The 18,826-nt window shown below is 71.5% G+C and carries 17 protein-coding genes and 1 tRNA gene; 8 read left to right on the top strand and 10 right to left on the bottom strand.

The genetic code is table 11. From position 1 onward, the window contains the following. Positions 1-10: 10 nt before the first annotated feature. Entirely contained in the window at positions 11-706 is a 696-nt protein-coding gene (locus tag SPOPO_RS0125925) for an ABC transporter ATP-binding protein (RefSeq protein ID WP_019878130.1), read from the top strand. 53 nt (positions 707-759) lie between these two features. Here SPOPO_RS0125925 and SPOPO_RS0125930 read toward each other — a convergent pair whose 3' ends face one another. From SPOPO_RS0125930 to SPOPO_RS34940, 7 genes are all read right to left on the bottom strand, one after another. Next, positions 760-1,530 carry an SDR family oxidoreductase gene (locus tag SPOPO_RS0125930; protein WP_019878131.1) on the bottom strand — a complete coding sequence of 257 codons (771 nt, stop codon included), beginning with the start codon at positions 1,528-1,530 and terminating at the stop codon, positions 760-762. Beyond that, positions 1,530-2,102 (bottom strand): isopentenyl-diphosphate Delta-isomerase, encoded by a 573-nt coding sequence (idi, locus tag SPOPO_RS0125935; RefSeq protein ID WP_019878132.1) that lies wholly within the window; start codon positions 2,100-2,102, stop codon positions 1,530-1,532. The genes SPOPO_RS0125930 and idi overlap by 1 nt, the downstream gene beginning before the upstream one ends. Further along, positions 2,099-3,778, bottom strand: coding sequence for a phosphoglucomutase (alpha-D-glucose-1,6-bisphosphate-dependent) (gene pgm, locus SPOPO_RS0125940; RefSeq protein WP_033385199.1), 1,680 nt, complete (start codon positions 3,776-3,778; stop codon positions 2,099-2,101). Before pgm ends, idi begins: the two co-directional genes overlap by 4 nt. Positions 3,779-3,805: 27 nt before the next feature. Continuing rightward, positions 3,806-4,810, bottom strand: coding sequence for a sigma-70 family RNA polymerase sigma factor (locus tag SPOPO_RS0125945; protein WP_019878134.1), 1,005 nt, complete (start codon positions 4,808-4,810; stop codon positions 3,806-3,808). Positions 4,811-4,997: 187 nt separating this feature from the next. Then, positions 4,998-5,294: a co-chaperone GroES gene (locus tag SPOPO_RS0125950; protein ID WP_051098721.1), complete on the bottom strand. Its 297-nt coding sequence runs from the start codon at positions 5,292-5,294 to the stop codon at positions 4,998-5,000. Between the two features lie 153 nt (positions 5,295-5,447). Then, entirely contained in the window at positions 5,448-6,212 is a 765-nt protein-coding gene (locus SPOPO_RS0125955) for a hypothetical protein (protein WP_019878136.1), read from the bottom strand. A gap of 203 nt (positions 6,213-6,415) precedes the next feature. Continuing rightward, positions 6,416-6,679: a DUF3618 domain-containing protein gene (locus SPOPO_RS34940; protein WP_169577233.1), complete on the bottom strand. Its 264-nt coding sequence runs from the start codon at positions 6,677-6,679 to the stop codon at positions 6,416-6,418. Between the two features lie 196 nt (positions 6,680-6,875). Here SPOPO_RS34940 and bcp point away from each other — a divergent pair, with 196 nt between their 5' ends. From bcp to SPOPO_RS31740, 6 genes are all read left to right on the top strand, one after another. Then, positions 6,876-7,346, top strand: coding sequence for a thioredoxin-dependent thiol peroxidase (bcp, locus tag SPOPO_RS0125965; protein WP_019878139.1), 471 nt, complete (start codon positions 6,876-6,878; stop codon positions 7,344-7,346). Between the two features lie 409 nt (positions 7,347-7,755). Further along, positions 7,756-9,453, top strand: coding sequence for an HNH endonuclease signature motif containing protein (locus SPOPO_RS33335; protein ID WP_019878141.1), 1,698 nt, complete (start codon positions 7,756-7,758; stop codon positions 9,451-9,453). A 58-nt stretch (positions 9,454-9,511) separates the two neighbouring features. Next, a tRNA-Leu gene (locus SPOPO_RS0125975) sits at positions 9,512-9,596 on the top strand. A 58-nt stretch (positions 9,597-9,654) separates the two neighbouring features. Further along, entirely contained in the window at positions 9,655-10,863 is a 1,209-nt protein-coding gene (locus tag SPOPO_RS0125980) for a hypothetical protein (protein WP_019878142.1), read from the top strand. Then, positions 10,860-13,082, top strand: coding sequence for a glycosyltransferase family protein (locus tag SPOPO_RS0125985; protein WP_028985128.1), 2,223 nt, complete (start codon positions 10,860-10,862; stop codon positions 13,080-13,082). The genes SPOPO_RS0125980 and SPOPO_RS0125985 overlap by 4 nt, the downstream gene beginning before the upstream one ends. Before the next feature lie 2 nt (positions 13,083-13,084). After that, on the top strand, positions 13,085-14,041 hold the full coding sequence (locus tag SPOPO_RS31740; RefSeq protein ID WP_019878146.1) for a polysaccharide deacetylase family protein: 957 nt from the start codon (positions 13,085-13,087) through the stop codon (positions 14,039-14,041). Here SPOPO_RS31740 and wecB read toward each other — a convergent pair. Further along, positions 14,013-15,110, bottom strand: a complete 1,098-nt coding sequence (wecB, locus tag SPOPO_RS0125995) for a non-hydrolyzing UDP-N-acetylglucosamine 2-epimerase (protein ID WP_084671566.1) — start codon at positions 15,108-15,110, stop codon at positions 14,013-14,015. The genes SPOPO_RS31740 and wecB overlap by 29 nt on opposite strands. Before the next feature lie 54 nt (positions 15,111-15,164). Continuing rightward, on the bottom strand, positions 15,165-16,436 hold the full coding sequence (locus SPOPO_RS0126000; RefSeq protein WP_019878148.1) for a sulfotransferase family protein: 1,272 nt from the start codon (positions 16,434-16,436) through the stop codon (positions 15,165-15,167). 103 nt (positions 16,437-16,539) lie between these two features. Between SPOPO_RS0126000 and SPOPO_RS31745 the strand changes: the two genes are divergently transcribed. Continuing rightward, complete coding sequence (locus SPOPO_RS31745; protein WP_169577234.1) at positions 16,540-17,535, top strand: sulfotransferase family protein; 996 nt, start codon at positions 16,540-16,542, stop codon at positions 17,533-17,535. A 3-nt stretch (positions 17,536-17,538) separates the two neighbouring features. Here SPOPO_RS31745 and SPOPO_RS0126010 read toward each other — a convergent pair whose 3' ends face one another. Beyond that, positions 17,539-18,801: a sulfotransferase domain-containing protein gene (locus tag SPOPO_RS0126010; protein ID WP_019878150.1), complete on the bottom strand. Its 1,263-nt coding sequence runs from the start codon at positions 18,799-18,801 to the stop codon at positions 17,539-17,541. Positions 18,802-18,826 lie beyond the last annotated feature (25 nt).

Here is an 18,826-nt window from a genome sequence, read left to right on the forward strand (position 1 = left end):
GGAGGCCGCGATGCTGACGCTCCATGAGGTCCACGCCGGGTACGGCGGGACGCGGGTGCTGCACGACGTCACCCTGCACGTGCCGCCGGGCTCGATCGTCGCGCTGCTCGGCGCGAACGGCGCCGGGAAGACCACGGTGCTGCGCGTCGCCGCCGGCCTGGTCCGGCCGACGTCCGGCGCTCTTCTCGTCAACGGCACCGACGTCACCGGCTGGGCACCGCACACCCTCGTCGATCAGGGCGTCTGCCATGTCCCCGAGGGCCGCGGCGTGTTCCCGTCGTTGACCGTCCGGGAGAACCTCGTCGTCCAGTGCAAGCGCGGCGACGAGGAGAAGACGTTCGAGGCCGCCGCGTCGGTCTTCCCCGTCCTCGGCCGGCGCATGGACCAGCTCGCGGGGACCTTGTCCGGCGGCGAGCAGCAGATGCTCGCGCTGATGCGCGCCTACGTCCAGAACCCGAAGACCGTCCTGCTCGACGAGGTCTCGATGGGCCTCGCGCCGATCATCGTCGACGAGATCTTCGACTTCCTGCGCACCATCGCCGCCGGCGGCGCGAGCCTGCTGCTCGTCGAGCAGTACGTGACCAAGGCCCTCGAGCTCGCGGACTTCGTCTACCTGCTGCACAAGGGCCGCGTCGCGTTCGCCGGCGAACCCGGCGAGCTCGACGGCGAGGACCTGTTCGCCCGGTACCTCGGCCACGCCGCCTGACGCTGCGTCCGAACATCCGGCTGCAATAGCAGCCACATCCTCGGACGTCCGGCTCAGTGCTGCTGCATGTCCCCCAGCGGGACGGTGAGGCCACCGTCGATGACGAGGGTCTGGCCGGTGATCCAGGCCGAGTCGTCGGAGAGCAGGAACGCGACGGCGGAGCCGATGTCGCTCGGGACGCCGAGGCGCTTGAGCGGGTACGGGGCCGTGGCACCCTCTTCGTCGCCGGCGTAGAGGACCTCGGCGAACTTGGTCTTCACGACGCCGGGGGCGATCGCGTTGACACGGATGGTCGGGGCGAGCTCGACGGCGAGCTGCTGGGTCAGCGCGATCAGCGCGGCCTTGCTGACGCCGTAGACGCCGATGCCGGGGCTGGCACCGAGGCCGGTGACGGAGGACATCGTGACGATCGAGCCGCCGTGCTCCTTCATCCACGCCCCGTGGACCAGCCGGATCCACTCGACCGCGCCGATGATGTTGACGTCGAAGACCTTGCGGATCGCGGCCGGCGGGGCCTCCAGGATCGGGCCGTAGACCGGGTTCACCGCGGCGTTCGCGACGAAGTGGTCGATGCGGCCGAACTCGGCGATCGTCGCTTCGACCACGGAACGCGCGTGGTCGGCGTCGTCGGCCTTGCCCGCGATCCCGAGCGCGACGCCGGGGCCACCGAGCTCCTTGACCGCCGCGGCGAGCGCGTCCGCGTCCCGGCCGGTGATGGTCACCCTGCCGCCGCGCCGCACGATCTCCTCGGCCGCCGCGTACCCGATGCCGCGACTGGCGCCGGTGATGATCGCCACCCGGCCCTCGAACGATCCCTGGCCCATCAGTCCTCCCTCGATCTGCCTAGGAAGGTTTCCACATGGCCCCCGGCGATCAACGCCCGGACCTGTTCCTGCGCCCAGGGTGAGATCTGGCTCTCAGGCGCCGTGGCCGCCGCGACGAACTCGTCCCAGCTCCGCCAGACCGCGTCCGCGACCTCGCTCGGGTCGGGCGTGGGGACGGCGTCGGAGCGCGCCAGGAACACCGGGCACAGCTCGTACTCCTCGACCCCGCGGAAGCTGGCGCGGTAGGAGAAGTCGGGCAGGACGAGGGTCAGGTCCGCCGCCGGGATGCCGAGTTCCTGGTCGAGCCGGCGGAGGACGGCGTCGGCCGGGTCCTCCCCCGGCCCGGGGTGCCCGCAGCAGCTGTTGGTCCACACGCCCGGCCAGGTCGGCTTGTCCAGCGCCCGCCGGGTGACGAGCAGCCGTCCGTCGCGGTCGAAGACGTAGCACGAGAACGCCAGGTGATACGGCGTCACTTCACCGTGGACGCTGGCCTTGTCGGCGACGCCGCAGGGAGTCCCGTCGGGGGTCAGCAGGACGACCTGCTCGACCACCGACGCGTCGAGGTTGCTCATGCCCCACCCAACGCAGCCGTGACGACCTCTCGGGCCTCGTCCTGGATCTGCGCGAGGTGGTCGGCACCCAGGAAGGACTCGGCGTAGATCTTGTACACGTCCTCGGTCCCGGAAGGACGCGCGGCGAACCAGCCGTTCTCGGTGGTGACCTTGAGGCCGCCGATCGCCGCGCCGTTGCCGGGCGCCGCCGTGAGCCGCTCCCGGATCGGCTCACCCGCCAGCTCGGTGGCGGTGACCTGATCCGGCGTCAGCTTCTTCAGGACGTCCTTCTGGGCCGGGGTCGCGGGGGCGTCGATCCGCGCATAGGCAGGGTCACCGAACTTCGCGGTGAGCTCGGCGTAGCGCTCGCTCGGCGACCGGCCGGTGACGGCCGCGATCTCCGCCGCGAGCAGGCACAGCAGCGGGCCGTCCTTGTCGGTCGTCCACACCGAGCCGTCGCGGCAGAGGAACGAGGCACCGGCGCTCTCCTCGCCACCGAACAGCAGGGTGGAGTCGAGCAGCCCGGAGACGAACCACTTGAACCCGACCGGCACCTCGACGACCTCGCGGCCGAGCGCGGCCGCGACGCGGTCGATCATCGCCGAGGAGACCAGCGTCTTGCCGATCGCGGCACCCGCGGGCCAGCCGTCCCGGTGCGCGACGAGGTAGTCGATCGCGACCGCGAGGTAGGCGTTGGGGTTGAGCAGTCCGCCGTCGGGCGTGACGATCCCGTGGCGGTCGGCGTCGGCGTCGTTGCCGGTGGCGATCTGGTAGGTCGCCCGGTTCGCGGTCACCTTCTCGATGAGCCCAGCCATCGCGTAGGGCGACGAGCAGTCCATCCGGATCTTGCCGTCCCAGTCCCGGGTCATGAACCGGAACGTCGCGTCGACGAGCGGGTTCACGACCGTCAGGTCAAGGCCGTAGCGCTCGCCGATCACGCCCCAGTACGCGACGCTCGATCCGCCGAGCGGGTCAGCGCCGATGCGGACGCCGGCCGCGCGGATCGCCTCGAGGTCGACAACCAGGGGCAGGTCCGCCACGTAGCGGTCGAGGAAGTCGTAGGTGCCGGTGGTCTCAGCGGCGCGGGCGCGGGCGAGCGGGATGCGCCGCACCCCGGCCAGGCCGGCGGCGAGCAGCTCGTTGGCACGGTCCTGGATCCAGCCCGTCGCGTCGGTGTCCGCGGGCCCGCCGTGCGGCGGGTTGTACTTGAACCCGCCGTCCTGGGGCGGGTTGTGGGACGGCGTGATGACGACCCCGTCGGCGAGGCCACGCGCCTTTCCTTGATCCGCTCGCCCGCGGTTGTGCGTCAGCACCGCGCGGGACAGCGCCGGCGTCGGGGTGTACCCGTCGCGGCTGTCGAGCAGCAGCGTCACGCCGTTGGCCGCGAAGACCTCGATCGCGGTCGCGGCGGCCGGCTCGGACAACGCGTGGGTGTCCTTCGCGAGGAACAGCGGACCGTCGATGCCCTGCGCTGCGCGGTATTCGCAGATCGCCTGGCTCGTGGCCGCGATGTGGTCGTCGTTGAAGCTCAGGTTCAGGGCGCTGCCCCGGTGACCCGATGTCCCGAACGCGACCCGCTGGCCCGGCTCGGCCGGGTCCGGGTGCTCGGCGTAGTACGCCGTGATCAGGCGGGCGACATCGACGAGGCCGGCCGGATCAGCGATCCGGCCGGCCTCGGGGTGCACAGCGTTACTCATCCGATCAGTCTGCCCAACTCGTGCGGGTCAGCTCCATCCGACCAGTTCGGAGTCGGGGGCACGGAGCGCCGCGAGGGCCTCCTTCTCCAGCTGGCGGACCCGCTCGCGGGTCAGGCCGAGCGGGGCCGCGATCTCGGCGAGCGTGCGCGGCTTCCCGTCGCGCAGGCCGTACCGCATCGTCAGCACCGTCGCCTGCCGCTCGGGCAGGGAGCGCACCATCGAGCGGAGGGTGTCGAGCATCGCGTTGTGCTCGGCGATCTCCGCCGCGGCGACGGCGTCGTCGTCGCAGATCAGGTCGGCGATGCGGGTGTCCCCGTCGTCCCCGACGTTCTGGTCCAGGCTCACCGGGACGCGGCCGATGTGCTTGAGCTCGATGACCCGCTCGACGGGTGCCTCGAACGCCTCGGCCAGCTCCTCGACGCTGGGGTCGCGGCCGAGCGAGGCGCTCAGCGTGCGCTCCAGCCGGTTGAGCCGGGACAGCTCCTCGACCACGTGGACGGGCAGCCGGACCGTCCGGCCGAGCTCACCGAGCCCGCGCTGGATGGCCTGGCGGATCCACCAGGTCGCGTAGGTCGAGAACTTGTAGCCCTTGCTGTAGTCGAACTTCTCAACGGCCCGGATCAGGCCGAGGTTGCCCTCCTGGACGACGTCCAGGAACGCTGCGTCCCGGCCGGCGAACTTCTTCGCCACCGAGACGACCAGGCGCAGGTTCGCCCGCACCATGTGGTCCTTGGCGGCGACGCCGTCCGCGGCGAGGCGCTCCAGTTCCAGGCGGCGCTTGGGGCCGATGCGGCGGCCGCCCTTCTGCGAGGCCTCGACCAGCAGCCGCTCGGCATACAGCCCGGCCTCGATGCGCTTCGAGAGTTCGACCTCCTCCTCGGCGGTCAGGAGCGGGGTCATACCGATCTCGTCCAGGTAGAACCGGACCAGGTCCGGGTCGCCGCTCTCGTCCGGACGGCTGCGCCGCCCCTGGACCGGCAACGGCGCACGCTTCTTGGTCGCCGTGGTGTCCTCCTGCTTCATCGGGTTCATTCGTGTCTCCTCCCCGCGCCGCGGTCGCGCATGCGATTCGCGTATGCGATTCGCGTATGGGTGGAACCTCGGATGGGTGTCGGAGTGTTCCCGGAATGACTCCAGAAAACAAACGCTTATCCCACACCCAGCGCACGCACAGCGACGCTGCGTGACCGATCGGTCAGCGCACGGTGACGAAACGGGCTTACAGGTACAGGCCGGGCGAGCCGTCGTCGATCCGCTCGGACGCCACCGCGTGGACGTCACGCTCGCGGAGCAGGACGTAGTCGGTCCCGCGGACCTCGACCTCGGAGCGGTCCTCGGGGTCGAACAGGACCCGGTCGCCCACGACGACCGACCGCACGTGCTGGCCCACCGCCACCACTTCGGCCCAGGCCAGCCGCTTGCCCATCTGCGCCGTCGCCGGAATCAGGATGCCCGCGCCGGACCGCCGCTCCCCCTCACCGGCGTCGGCCCGTACCAGGACGCGGTCGTGCAGCATCCGGATCGGCAACTTGTCCGCCGCACTCTCAGAGGAACTCACGTTTCCAGCGTAGGCGGTGCGCCCGGGCACCCGAACGCCGGTTAAACGACGGAACCCCGCAGCCGAAGCTGCGGGGTCCCGGACGCGTGCGTCAGATCACGTACGCGGAGGTCACTTCTTGCCGAGCAGGCCGGTGCCGAGGAGGCCCCCGCCGCCGAGCAGGCCGCCGCTCTGCTGACCGCTGGTACCGGTCGAGCCGGTGACGGTGCCGACCACGCCGCCGACGGTGTTGCCCAGCGACGGAACCAGGCCCTGCTTGGCCTCCTGGCTCGAGCCGACGCCGAGCGTGTCGGTGACGGGCTTGAGCAGGTTGCCGGTCGTGCCGTTGACGGTGTCGACCAGGCCGTCCGCGGTGCCGCCGACAGTGTCGACCACGCCGCCGACGGTGGTGCCGACACCCGGCAGGACGCCGTCGACCAGGTCCGTGACCGGCTTGGTGACGGTGCCGACCGAGCTGGACGTGTCGGCGGGCTTCGACGGCGTCGACGGGGTCGACGGCGTGTTCGGCTTGGTCGGCGTGGTGCTCGGCTTGTCGACCACGACCGGCTTGGTGGTGGTCGGCGTCGGGAGCACGACGGTGCGGGTGACGGTCGGAGCGGTGCGCTCGGAGGCGCCGACGGGGGCGCTGTTCGAGGCCGGCTCGAAGACGACCGGCGCGGGCTCGACCGGCGCGGTCACGGCGTTGGGACGACCCAGCGCGTCGAGACCGTCGCTGCCCGGCAGGACGGCCGGCGAGACGAGAACCATCGCCTTGAGTGCGAGGAGCAGAGCGCCGGAGATACCGGCCACAGCCGCGGTCTGCCCGAGAACCCGGACCGAACCCTCGGCGTTGCCACGGTGCTTGGCCGCAATCGCAGCCGCGTTGATGCTGGACATGAAAATCCCACCCCTGGAATCAAAGCTTCTTGCTGCGGACACCGAGATGCAGCGTATTTCCCCTGAAGAAAGCCCGCCGCCGCGATTCCCCAGATCGGGCGATGAACTGTCCCGCCTTTGACGTGACGTTGGGCCGTTCGGTTCCAGGTCTTCTGACCTGCGAAAACTCGGGCCCAAAGGCCCTCAAGTCGGGCGAAACCCGGTCAGTGGTAGCGCCGCCAGAGCCCGATGACGAGGACAATCCCGGCGACCGCGGCAATTTTGACCATGCGGTCGGTTCGCAGCGATCCGTCCTCATTCACGACGAAAGATCGCGCTTTCGATTTCGCCTCGGCGGCCACATTCTTCGGTGCCACCCGTTCGGCGATCGCGTCGATGGTCTCGGCGAGGTTGTTGCGCGCCTCTTCGATCTGCGCCTCGAGACGGGCGTTCGCGCCCCCCGACTCCGGTGCCCCGCTCTTCGCCACGACGCTCGCCTCCTTCACCTGCGTGGACCCGCGCAGTCTGTCAGGTTCCGGACAAATCACGCCGGACGCCCCGCACGCCGCGCCCGCCGAGTGTCCGCCGACGGGACCCGACGCGGGTCGCGCGCGCCCAGGGGACAGGATGGATTCCTCGTCCTGATCAGATGTGCGATCAGACACCTGACCGAGGAGCCGCGCCGTGGCGAACGTCCGCCTGTCCCCCGGGGACACCGCACCCGACTTCACGCTGACCGACGCCGACGGCAAGAAGCACAAGCTCAAGGACTACCGAGGCCGGACGGTCATCCTCTACGCGTACCCGGCGGCGATGACCCCGGGCTGCACCAAGCAGGCCTGCGACTTCCGGGACAACTTCGCCCGGCTCACCGACGCCGGCTACGTCGTCCTCGGCCTCTCCCCCGACTCAGAGGCCAAGCTCGCGAAGTTCCGCGACCGGGACAACGTGCCGTTCCCGCTGCTCTCGGACCCGGACAAGTCCGTCCTCACCGCCTACGGCGCCTTCGGCGAGAAGCAGATGTACGGCAAGACGGTCACCGGCGTCATCCGGAGCACGTTCGTCATCGATCCCAAGGGCAAGCTGACCAAGGCGATGTACGGCGTGAAGGCCACCGGCCACGTCGAGCGCCTGCTGCGCGACCTGGAGGTCTGACCCTCTGGTGGGTCGAACTCGGCCGACCGCTGAATCCGACTCAACGAACGACCCCGTCGGTCAGTTGGCCCGCCGCACCCGTGGTCGAGAAGGGGCGCCGACACCCCGTACTCCCGAGTAATGGGGTGTCACCCTTTCGTCGGGGTTATCCACAACCCGTTGGAGATGACATCTTCAATGGGGGTCGCGTGGTGTTGATGGGGCGTCAGAGGCGTTGTGGCACCGCGGATTCCGCTCCTCCGCTCCTCCGCTCCTCCGCCCCCGCGCCTCGATCCCGTCGAAAATGGACTGTCGGTGGTGCCCGCTAGGTTCATTCGTGATGACGGGGACATCGACGGCAGCAGCACCCACGCCGAGTGCGTGGCAGGTCTCGCTCGGCCTGAGGCCGAGTGAGGCCGAGTGCGCGTCGATGACCGGGGCCGAGACGGTCGCGGTGCTGCGGGCGGCGCAGCGGCAGACCAACGCCGCCGACGCGGTGCGGTTGGCGATGGTGGCCGAGGTCGGGTCCCGGGGCCTGGACTCGCAGGAGGAGATCGTGCGCCTGGCGGCCCCGGACCGGTGGGGCGCCGATGAGGTCCGCACCGCCCTGCACATCTCGGGCTATACCGCGAATGAGCTGCTCGACTTCGCCTGGGCCGTCGTGCGGCGCTTCCCCAAGTTGCACGCCGCCATGGCCGCCGGCGAGTTGAGCATCGAACGGGCCCGGGTGATCCACTTCTGGGTCCGGGACATGAGCGACGAGCACGCCAACACCGTGATCGATGAGGTCCTCGGGCACTGCTCGATCGACGCCGACCGGCCCTGGACCAGTGAGCAGCTCGCCGCGCGGTGCCGCAAACTCGGCATCCAGCTCGACCCGGACTGGGCGCTGCGCCGGTTCACCGAAGCCCACCGGGAACGGCGGGTCATCTCCTGGCGCAACGAGGACGGCACCGCCACCATGGCCGCGCAGAACCAGGACCCCGCCCGGGTCGCCGCCGCGATCGCGCGGGTGCGGAAGCTCGCTGACGACGCCAAACGAACCGGGGACCCGCGACCGCTGGATCACCTGCGCTCGGAGATCGCCCTCAACCTGCTGGACGGCACCTACGCCGGGTTCACCGACGAGGCGATCCTCGCCCACCTCGCCACCACACGCCCGACCGACGAGGAGATGGGCGAGGAGTTCCCGCCAGAGCCCGAACCCGAGCCTGAGCCGGAGCCGGCGCCCGAGCCGGAGCCCGAGCCGGAGGCAGCGCCCGAGCCCGAGCCCGAGGCCGAGCCGGAGGCAGCGCCCGGGCCGGAGGCGGCGCCCGAGCCGGAGCCCGCCCCGAGCGCGGTGTCTCCGCACCACGGGGTGCAGCTGACCGCGAAGGTCTCCACCCTGCTCGGGTTGGACCGGGACCCGGCCGAGCTGGCCGGGCAGGGCCCGGTGCACGCCGAGTACGCCCGCGACCTTGCCCACCGACTGGCGGCGGGCCAGTGGCGGTTCGCGGTCACCGGCCCCGACGGGTACGCGGTCAGCTCCGGCCTCGTCAGCCCGCGGCCGGTCGACTGGGAACGACGCCGGACCAGTGACCACGGCATCGTCGACCTGCTCATCCCCGCCACCCTCCTGCAAGCGCTGCTCGACGGCACCGTCACCGGTGAACACGTCCCCACCTGGCGGGCCGTGCTGGTCGAGATCGGCCGCCAACACCTCCTCGCGACCGCCGGCGCCGAGAACGAGCCCGCCCCGGAGGACCCGGACGACGACGCCCGGCGGCGCTTCCCCCGCCAAGGACTACGCCGGGACACCCAGCTGCGGATGACGACCTGCCAGGCCCCCGGCTGCCGGCTCCCCGCCGCGCGGTCCGAGATCGACCACACGATCGACCACGCCCGCGGGGGACTGACCCTGGCCGGGAACCTCGGCCCGCTCTGCGAGCACGACCACGACCTCAAGACCAAAGGCGGGTGGCAACTCATCCGGCTCGGCCACGACCGAGTCCGCTGGATCACCCGCCTCGGCGTCGGCTACGACGTCGAGATCCCACCCCTGATCGAGCCCGACCCACCCGGCCGGCCCCGAGCACCCGGGGAGGAGCGACCAGCACCCCGCTACGGACCCGACGAGCCAGCAGCCTGAGGCTCCCGGGGCGATGACGGGCGGCCGCGGTCCCCCGCTGCCCTACCCTCGTCGGTACGCGGAAGTGGCGGAATTGGCAGACGCGCCAGACTTAGGATCTGGTGCCTTCGGGCGTGGGGGTTCAAGTCCCCCCTTCCGCACCACCTAGGCTGAAGCGATCTTTCGGCCCCTGACCAGCGCAGCCGCGCGGAGGATTTCGGCGTGCCCGTGCAGCTATCCGACCTGCTGACTCCGCACCTCACGGGCGTCCAGGCCGTGGTCCAGCTCAGTGGCCCGGCGGTCGAGCTGCCGGGTGGGCTGAAGGCCCGGCCGGCCGCGGACGACGAGCGGTTCGGGCCGGGGACGCTGGTCGTCCTGGCCGACGCGCCGGTCGCGGGGATCGCGGACCGGTTGCAGGCGGGGGCGCGGGTGCTGCTGCTCTCGACCGACGCCGGCGAGCCGGTGCCGCTGCACCTGATCCCTCGCGGGGGGACGCTGCAGCTGGTCGCCGCGGGCGCGCTGGACAGCGCCGACAGCCAGGACGACACCGTCGTGGGAGCGGCGCTGCTGACCTGCGTCGAGGCGCACTCCGGGCTCCCGGCGGCGGAGCCGGACGACGACGAGGACATCGACGTCATGAGCGGGGCCGCGGCGACGGCCCGGTACGAGCGGGCGCTCGCGGGTCGGGACCGGCGGATCCAGTCGCTGGAGGCGCGGATCTCCGCCCTGGAGTCCTCTGCGACCTACGTCGTCGGCCGGACCCTGGTGAACGCGGCCCGCAACCCGCGCAAGGCGAAGACCCTCCCGGCGGACCTGTGGGGCATGTGGAAGGGCCGGGCCGGCCGGTCGCGCAAGGGCGGCGACGCGGCGCCGGCGGCGTCCGTGCCGAACCGCGGCCTCGCGGCCCGCCAGGTCAACGAGCTCGACGACATCGACGCCGGGTTGCTCTACCTGACCCACACCGCGATGGCGATCGGGCCACGGACCGTCCCGGTGATCGCGGGCATCCTCACCGCGGACACCGCACCCGCGCTGCGCGGCGAGGCCGCCACCCCGCACGCGGTCGTGAACAAGCTGCTCCCCCACGACGGCGAGGGCATCGTGACGCGCACCGACCCCGACGTGGTGCTCATCGAGTCGGCCGCGCTCGGCGCGCCCGGCCCGTGGGCCTACACGACCCAGGGTGCGTACGGGGTGCGCGACCAGGCCCTGGTCGACATCATCACGGCCGCGCGCGCGATGGGGCGCCCGGTCGTCGTCTGGTGGAACTCGCCGCACTACGCCAGCCCCGGACTCAACCGCGTGGCGACGCACGCCGACCTCGTCCTGACCGACGCCGAAGCCGGCCCCGCCCTCGTCGCGCGGCTGAACACCCAGCTCGACCTCGGCTTCGACCTGCCGGCCGAGCGGGTCGTGGAGGAAAACGCATGACCCGCCGCGCAATGGTCTACGGCCACGTCGACCTCAACCTGATCGACGGCTCGGCCATCTGGGTTCAGGGGATCGTCCAGACGCTGTCGAACGCCGGGTGTCAGGTCGACCTGGTGCTCAAGGCGCCGATCAAGACCGATCGCCTCACCGCTCCCCTCGCGGCGCTGCCGAACGTCACGCTCGTGAAGCCGTTCGAGGACGCGCTACTGCCCGAACTCGCGAACGGCAAGTCCAACGGTCTGACGCCGCCTCAGGTCTCGCAGGTCCTGAAAGCCTTGGACACCAAGGCGCCCTACGACCTCGTGGTCGTGCGCGGCCTGCCCGCGGTGTCCCGCCTCGTCGCCGACGACGTCGCGACGGGCCGGCTCTGGACCTACCTCACCGACGTCCCGCAGTCCGTGGTCGAGGCGACGCCGGAGGCCGTCAGCCAACTGACCGCGATCGCGAAGGCGTCCCGCTTCCTGCTCTGCCAGACCGAGGAGCTCCGCGGGTTCTTCGAGGGCCTGGTGCCCGAGGCCTGCGGCCGCTCGGTGCTCTTCCCGCCGGTCGCGCCGGAGGTGACCGGCGTCGAGTCGCCGCCCCCGCCGTCCGCGGACAGCACCCTCAAGCTCGTCTACACCGGCAAGTACGCGCCGCGGTGGAACACCCTCGAGATGGCGGCGCTGCCCGAGCAGCTCGCCGCCCGCGGGGTCAACGCCGAGCTGCACATGGTCGGCGACAAGGTCCACGACGACCCGAAGGACCCGACGTACAAGGAGCGGATGCAATCCGCACTGGAGTCGGGCAAGGGCGTCGTCTGGCACGGCGGGCAGCCGCGCGAGAAGGCGATGCAGCTCGCCGGCGCCGCGCACGTCGGCCTGTCCTGGCGGGACGCGGACCTCGACGACAGCCTCGAGCTCTCGACCAAGGTCCTGGAGTACGGCGTCCTCGGCCTGCCGGCCGTGCTCAACCGGACGCCGATGCACGAGCGGCTGCTCGGGCCCGACTACCCGCTGTTCGTCGACGGCATCGGCGCGGACGGCCCGGACCACGGCCTCGCCGAGGTCGTCGGCCTGATCGCCGGTGTCGCGACCGACCCCGCCAGGTACGCCCTCGCCCGCGAGCGCACGGGTGCCGCCGCCGCGCAGCACACGATGACGAAGGCGACCGAGCGCATGTCCACGCTGCTCGAGCGCGCCTTCCCCTCGGCCCGGCCGAACCTGCCCGCCGCCGGCGCGCGCCCGCTGCGCGTCGTGGTCGCCGGGCACGACATGAAGTTCTTCACCCGCATCGCGGACTACCTGGCCGCGCTCCCCGGCGTCGAGCTCCGCATGGACAACTGGGAGACCCTGGGCCGCCACGACAAGGAGCGCAGCCGGGAACTGCTCGACTGGGCCGACGTCATCATCTGCGAGTGGTGCGGCGGCAACGCGATCTGGTACTCGAAGCACAAGCGGTCCAACCAGCGCCTGATCATCCGCCTGCACCGGTTCGAGCTGTTCACGAACTACGTCAAGCAGGTGAAGATCCGCAACGTCGACACCGTCGTCTGCGTGAACCGGCACTACGCCGACCTCACCGCTCAGATCACGAGGTGGCCGACGGAGAAGATCGTCGTGGTCCCGAACTGGGTCGACGGTGCGCAGCTCGACCGCCCGAAGCTGACGGGTGCTCAGTTCCACCTGGGCATGATCGGCATCGCCCCCGCCCGCAAGCGGATGGACCTCGCGCTCGACGTCCTCTCCGAACTCCGCCGGGACGACAAGCGCTTCCACCTGTTCGTGAAGAGCAAGCAGGCCTGGGACTACTGGTGGGTCTGGAAGCAGCCCGCCGAGCGCGCGCACGTCGACGACCTGATGCGCCGCATCCGAACGGACCCGAACCTGCGCGACGCGGTGGTCTTCGACGGCTTCGGGCCGGACGTGCCGGCCTGGTTACGGGGCATCGGCTGGGTGCTCTCGACCAGTGACGACGAGAGCTTCCACCTCTCCCCCGCCGAGGGCATGGCCTCCGGCGCGGTGCCCGCGGTCCTGCCCTGGCCGGGCGCGCGCACGGTCTACGCCGAGGAGTGGGTGCACGACTCGGCGGCCGCGATCGCGGCGGAGATCCGCACGGTGACCGCCGAGGGGACCTGGGAGGACCGGCGCGCCGAGGCACAGCGTCAGGTCACCGCCGCGTTCGACCTCCCGGTCGTCTGCGGCACCTTCGCGGACCTGCTGACCGGGGCTCCGAAGAGCTGAACGTGGCCCGAGGGACCCGAGCCGCGGCGTTCGTCCTCGGCCTCGCCCTGCTCGGGGCCTGCGGCGGTGGCGACGACTCCCGGGCGGCCGAACCCAGCCCGACGCCGTCCCCCGCCACCCGCGTCCCCGCCACCCGCGTCCCCGCCGCGGGCGGGATCGACGAGCTCGGCCAGATCCCGATTCTGATGTACCACCAGATCCGGCCCGAGGCCCGCGCCCCGTCGGACCGGACGCCCGCGCAGTTCCGCGCGGACCTGCGCCGGCTCCACGCCGAGGGCTACCGGCCCGTCACCGCGGCGGACTACGTCGCCGGGAACATCGACCTGCCCGTCGGCACGCACCCGGTCGTGCTGACCTTCGACGACTCCTCGGCCGGCCAGGCCCAGATCGGTCCGGACGGCGAACCGGAGCCGAACACCGCACTCGGCATTCTCGAGGCGTTCGGCCGCGCGCACCCGGACTTCCGCCCCACCGCGACGTTCTTCGTTGTCACCAACCGCATCCCGTTCAACGACCCGGACGTCCTGCCCTGGCTCGCCGCCAACGGCTACGAGATCGGGGCGCACACCCAGTCGCACCCGGAGCTGCAGCACCTCGACGACCTCGCCGTGCAGGAGCAGATCGGCGCCAATCTCGCCGACATCGACGCCGCGGTCCCCGGCTACCAGGTCCGGACGTTCGCGACGCCGTACGGCCACCTGCCGCGCAATCCCGAACTCGCCTGGCGCGGGTCGTACAACGGCGTCCCGTACGAGTTCGCCGCCGTCTTCGGCACCGGACGCACGGCGGCGCTCTCCCCGTTCGCGACGGCGTTCGACCCCTACGCGATCCCGCGCCTCGCCGCCGGGCTCTCCGCCGCCGAAGCGGTGCTCGCCGAGCTGCGCCGCCGCCCGGAGCTGCGGTACACGTCCGACGGCGACCCCGACCGGGTCAGTGGCGGGCGGCGAGCCAGCGCTTGAGGACGTGCGCGATGCGCGGGCCGGCCTGACCGTCCCACAGCGGCGGGCCCTCCGGCGGCCACTCGGCCTCGGCGGACAGCGCCTCCTTCGCGGCGGCGACCATCGTCGCCGGCGTCACGAGCTTGTTGGTGCCGTGGGTCGTGGTGATCGGACGCTCGGTGTTCGGACGGGCCGTCAGACACGGCACCTTCAGCGCCGTCGTCTCCTCCTGGACGCCACCGGAGTCGGTGAGCACCAGGGCGGCGCCGCGCACCAGCGACATGAAGTCGAGGTAGCCGAGCGGGTCGACGATCTGCAGGTCGGGCGTGGCGACGAGCCCCGCCTCGGCCAGCGTCGCCCGGCCACGCGGGTGCAGCGGCAGCACGATCGGCAGCATGCGACTGACCTCGTTGACCGCCTCGACAAGTTCACGCGCGGAGGCGACGTCGTCGACGTTGCCCGGCCGGTGCAGGGTCGCGACGCCGTAGCGCTCCGGCAGGCTGAAGCGGGCGCGCATCGCCGCGGCGTCGAGCTTGGGCAGCGCGGCGAACAGGCTGTCGATCATCGGGTTGCCGACGAGGTGGACCTTGTCCGGGCTGATGCCCTCCTGCCCGAGCAGGCCGATCGCCTCGGGGCTGGTGGCGAAGAGCAGGTCGGCGAGGGAGTCCGTGACGATCCGGTTGATCTCCTCCGGCATCGTCCGGTCGAACGAGCGCAGGCCGGCCTCGACGTGGCCGAACGGGACGCCCATCTTCGAACACACCAGCGCCGCGGCGAGGGTGGAGTTCACGTCGCCGTAGACGAGCACGAGCTCGGGGCGGCGCTCCGCGATCAGGTCCTCGAGCCCGGCCAGCAGGGCGCCGGTCTGCTTGCCGTGGCTGCCCGAGCCGACGCCGAGGTTGGCCACCGGCTCCGGCAGCCCGAGGTCGGCGAAGAACACGTCGGACATCAACGCGTCGTAGTGCTGACCGGTGTGGACGATCTGCTGCGTCAGGCCGGGGATCGCGAGGGCGTCGAGCGCCCGGATCACCGGGGCGGCCTTGGGAAAGTTGGGACGCGCTCCGAGTACGTGCAGGATCTCCGCGTCCATCGGCGGCAGTGTAGTGGGCGCCGAGCGGCCGGAGCCCAGCAGGCCCGCCGGCTGTCAGCCCGAGATCGCGAAGGTCCGCGAGCCGCGGCGCCCCCGAATGCGCCACCGGTGCGGCAGCGCCGCGAGCCCGGAAGCCGTGGACGTGGCCGGCAGGACGTGCTGCTGCCACCCGCGGTTGAGCTCGCCGATCAGGCGGGTCGCGCGCCGGCGGCCCATCACCTCGACGGCCTGCCGGAAGTACGCACCGGACGCCTTGCCGAACCCGGGGACCCGGTATCTCGCCGCGAGACCGAGGTGGATCATCGCGTAGCCGTTGCCCCGGGCGGCCGCGTCCGCGAGCAGCTCCCGGGCGGCGCCGAAGTCCTGCGCGCTGCCCAGCCCGCGCAGGTGGACCAGGGCGAGCTCCACCATCGCCGCCTCGCGACCGTCGGCGACGCCCGAGACCAGCAACGCGATGCGCTCGGGGGTGTAGTCGGCCCGGGCGAGCATCTCCGGCCGGCCGGCACCCACGAGTCGCGGACGTTCCAGGTTCTTCTCGACGTACCGCGACCCCGTCTCCGGGTCGATCCGCGGCGCGGCTTCGAGCGTCCAGTCCAGGTCGTAGTCGTGCCGCCGGAGCTGGGCCTCGAACAGCGGCCGGTAGGTGTCGACGTCGCTCGGGGTGAACCAGTGCCGCCATCCGCCCGCGGTCTTGGCCCGCTCGTTGTGGGCGATGTGCTGCCCCACGCTGACCTCGGTGCGGACGGGCACCCCGAGCTGCCGAGCGAGATCCGCGACCTCGCCGGCGAGGAAGTCCTCGTACCGGATGCGGTGCAGGTCCGGGTACCGCTCGCACACGGCGTCCTCGTCGGCGAAGGCGCGCTCGAAGCGCTCCGCGAACGGGCGCCCGACGCCGTGCCGGCGGTACACGTCCTCGAGCTCGGCGAGCGGAACCGACCGGGGATCGGCCTCCTTCCGCCGCAGCGCCCCGCAGAACTCCGAGAGGAACTCCGGATTGCGCGCGGACCCGCCGAGCAGCGGACGGAAGAGCATCCAGCTGACGAGCATGTCCCGCGGGTCGCGGACGATGTGGACGCGGTGGTCGAAGCCGGTCAGGTCGAGGCCGCGCTCGACCACGCGGCTCAGCAGCACCTTCGTCACGCGTCGCGGTGCCGAATGGGTCGTCAGGAAGTGGACCTGGCCCTGGTGGTTGGTCTCGTAGATGGCGAGCCAGTGCCCGGAGCTCCGGATGGCCGAGAACAGGGCGGAGGTACCGGACTTGGCGGCGCCCACCACGACCACGCTCAGGCCGGCCGACTGGCCGGTGTCCGCGGATCGGTTCGCCATGTCACACGACCGTACGGACGTCGTGGGCGACTTCTGCCCAATTCAGGCGCCGCACGCGAACATCTCAGGACCTTGCCAGGAACGAACCGATAGCCTGCTGCGCGTGTCGAATGCGCGTGCCGAACGTCCTGTCCTGGTCATGGGGTGCCCGCGCTCCGGAACGACGCTGATGCGGCTGATGCTGCTCTCGCACCCGCGGATCGCCGTCCCGCCGGAGACGCGCTTCGTGCTCCGCAGCTACTACGAGCGCGAGCGCTTCGGCGACCTCACGCAGGAGGCGAACCGGCGCAAGCTCGCCGAGTTCATCACCGGCAAGCAGGGCCAGTTCGACCGCCTCGGCATCGACCGGAAGACCACGATCGAGGCCATCGTCGCCGCGCCGCCCACGATCGGGTCCGCGCTGTCCGCGACGTTCGAGCAGTACGCCGCGCGCTTCGACAAGCCGCGCTGGGGCGACAAGTTCCCCACCTACATCGAGCACGTCGACGACCTGCTGCGGCTGTACCCGAACGCGCAGCTGGTCAACATGGTCCGCGACGGCCGCGACGCCGCCGCGTCCCTGACCCGGCAGCGCTGGTCCAAGCGCGACACCCCCGAGGCGATCGCCCAGTGGAACCGCGCGATCGACTACGGCCGCCGCGCCGCGAAGCGCGTGCCGTCCGGGCAGTGGATGGAGATCCGCTACGAGGCCCTCGTCAGCGACCCCGAGCCCGTCCTCAAGGAGCTGTGCAACTTCCTCGGGGAGGACTTCGCGCCCGAGATGCTCACTCCCTCGGAGGTGGGCTCCGACGCCACCGTCGACGGGCGGCCGCTCGCGGGCAAGCTCGCCGGTGAGGTGACGACGAGCAGCATCGGCCGCTGGCAGGAGCGCTTCCAGCCCTGGGAGGCCGAGCTGATGAACGCGATGTCGGGCCGCCGGCTGCGTTCTCTCGGCTACGAGGTGCCGAAGGGCGCCCGGCCGTCGCCGAAGGGCGTGCTCCGCACCATCCAGGCCGACGTCGAGCACCGCGCCCGGCGGCTCCGGCGGCAGCAGAAGGACCTGCTCCGCCGTCGCCAGGAGGCCAAGGACGGCGTCTCGGTGGCGGCCGTCCAGGGCTGAGGCTCAGCGCCCGACGCGCTCCTGCAGCTTCGACCGCAGCGCCTTGGCGCGGGCGAGCCCGTCCGCCAGCTGCAGCCGGATTCGCTCCGTCGGGACCGCGAACGGCCGCGCCTTGCCCGCGGCCGGGAGCACGTGCTGCCGCCAGGCCGGGTCGAGCGCGAGGATGATCTGGTCGGTCCGCTTGCGGCCGGCGACCGACGCGGCCTTCGAGAAGAACGGACCCGGGTCGGTCCCCCAGCCCGGGACGCGGTACCGGGCGCCGAGGCCCCGGTGGACCATCGCGTACGCGTTGCCGCGGGCCGCGGCGTCCTCGAGCAGTTCCTTCGCCGCGGCGAGGTCCTGCGGCTGGTGCACCCCACGGAGGTAGACCAGCGCGAGCTCGATCATCGCGGCCTCGCGGCCGTCCTGCACGCCGGAGCGGAGCACCGCGAAGCGCTCCTCGTCGTACTTCTCCGCCGGGAGGAACTGCTCGGGACCGTTGCCGATCAGCTGCGGCCGGTTCCGGTTGCGCTCCAGGTACTCCGACGACGTCGCGGGGTTGATCTGCGGGTCCGCGGCCAGCGTCCAGTCGAGGTCGTAGTCGTACTTGGCCAGCTGCGGCTCGAAGAGCTCGCGGTAGGTCTCGACGTCGCCCGGGGTGAACCAGTGGCGCCAGCCGCCGGCGGACTTGCTGCGCTCGTTGTAGCCGCTGTGCTCACCGAGGCGAACCTTCGTCGCGATCGGGATGCCGAGGTACTCGGAGACCGCGTCGACCTTGCCGTCGAGGAAGTCCTCGTAGCGCAGTACGTGCATGTCCGGGTACTGCGTCAGCACCTGCTTCTGGTCGAAGAAGCCGCGCTTGAGCCGACGCGAGAACGGCATGTCCATCGAACGGCGCAGATAGATGGCCTCCAGGTCGGCGATCGACACCGACGCCGGGTCGGCCTCCTTCTTCCGCAGCGCGGCGAGGAACTCGTTCCAGAAGTCGTCGTCACGCGCGCTGCCGTGCAGCAGCGGGCGGAACAGCATCCAGCTGATGAGCATGTCCCGCGGGTCACGGACGAGGTAGACCTGCTTGTCGAACGCGGTCAGGTCCAGGTTCCGCTCGACGACCCGGCGCACGAGGATCTTCGTCATCCGCTGCGGTGCCGGATGGTTCGTCAGGAACGCGAGCTGACGCTCGTTGTTCATCTCGTAGATGGCCAGCCAGTCGCCCACGTTGCGGACGGCCGCGAACAGCGCCGACGTGCCCGACTTGGCGGCCCCGACGACCGCGATGCACGTCATGCCCGAAATCCGATCCGTGTCCGAA

The sequence above is a fragment of the Sporichthya polymorpha DSM 43042 genome (assembly GCF_000384115.1).
GTDB lineage: Bacteria > Actinomycetota > Actinomycetes > Sporichthyales > Sporichthyaceae > Sporichthya > Sporichthya polymorpha.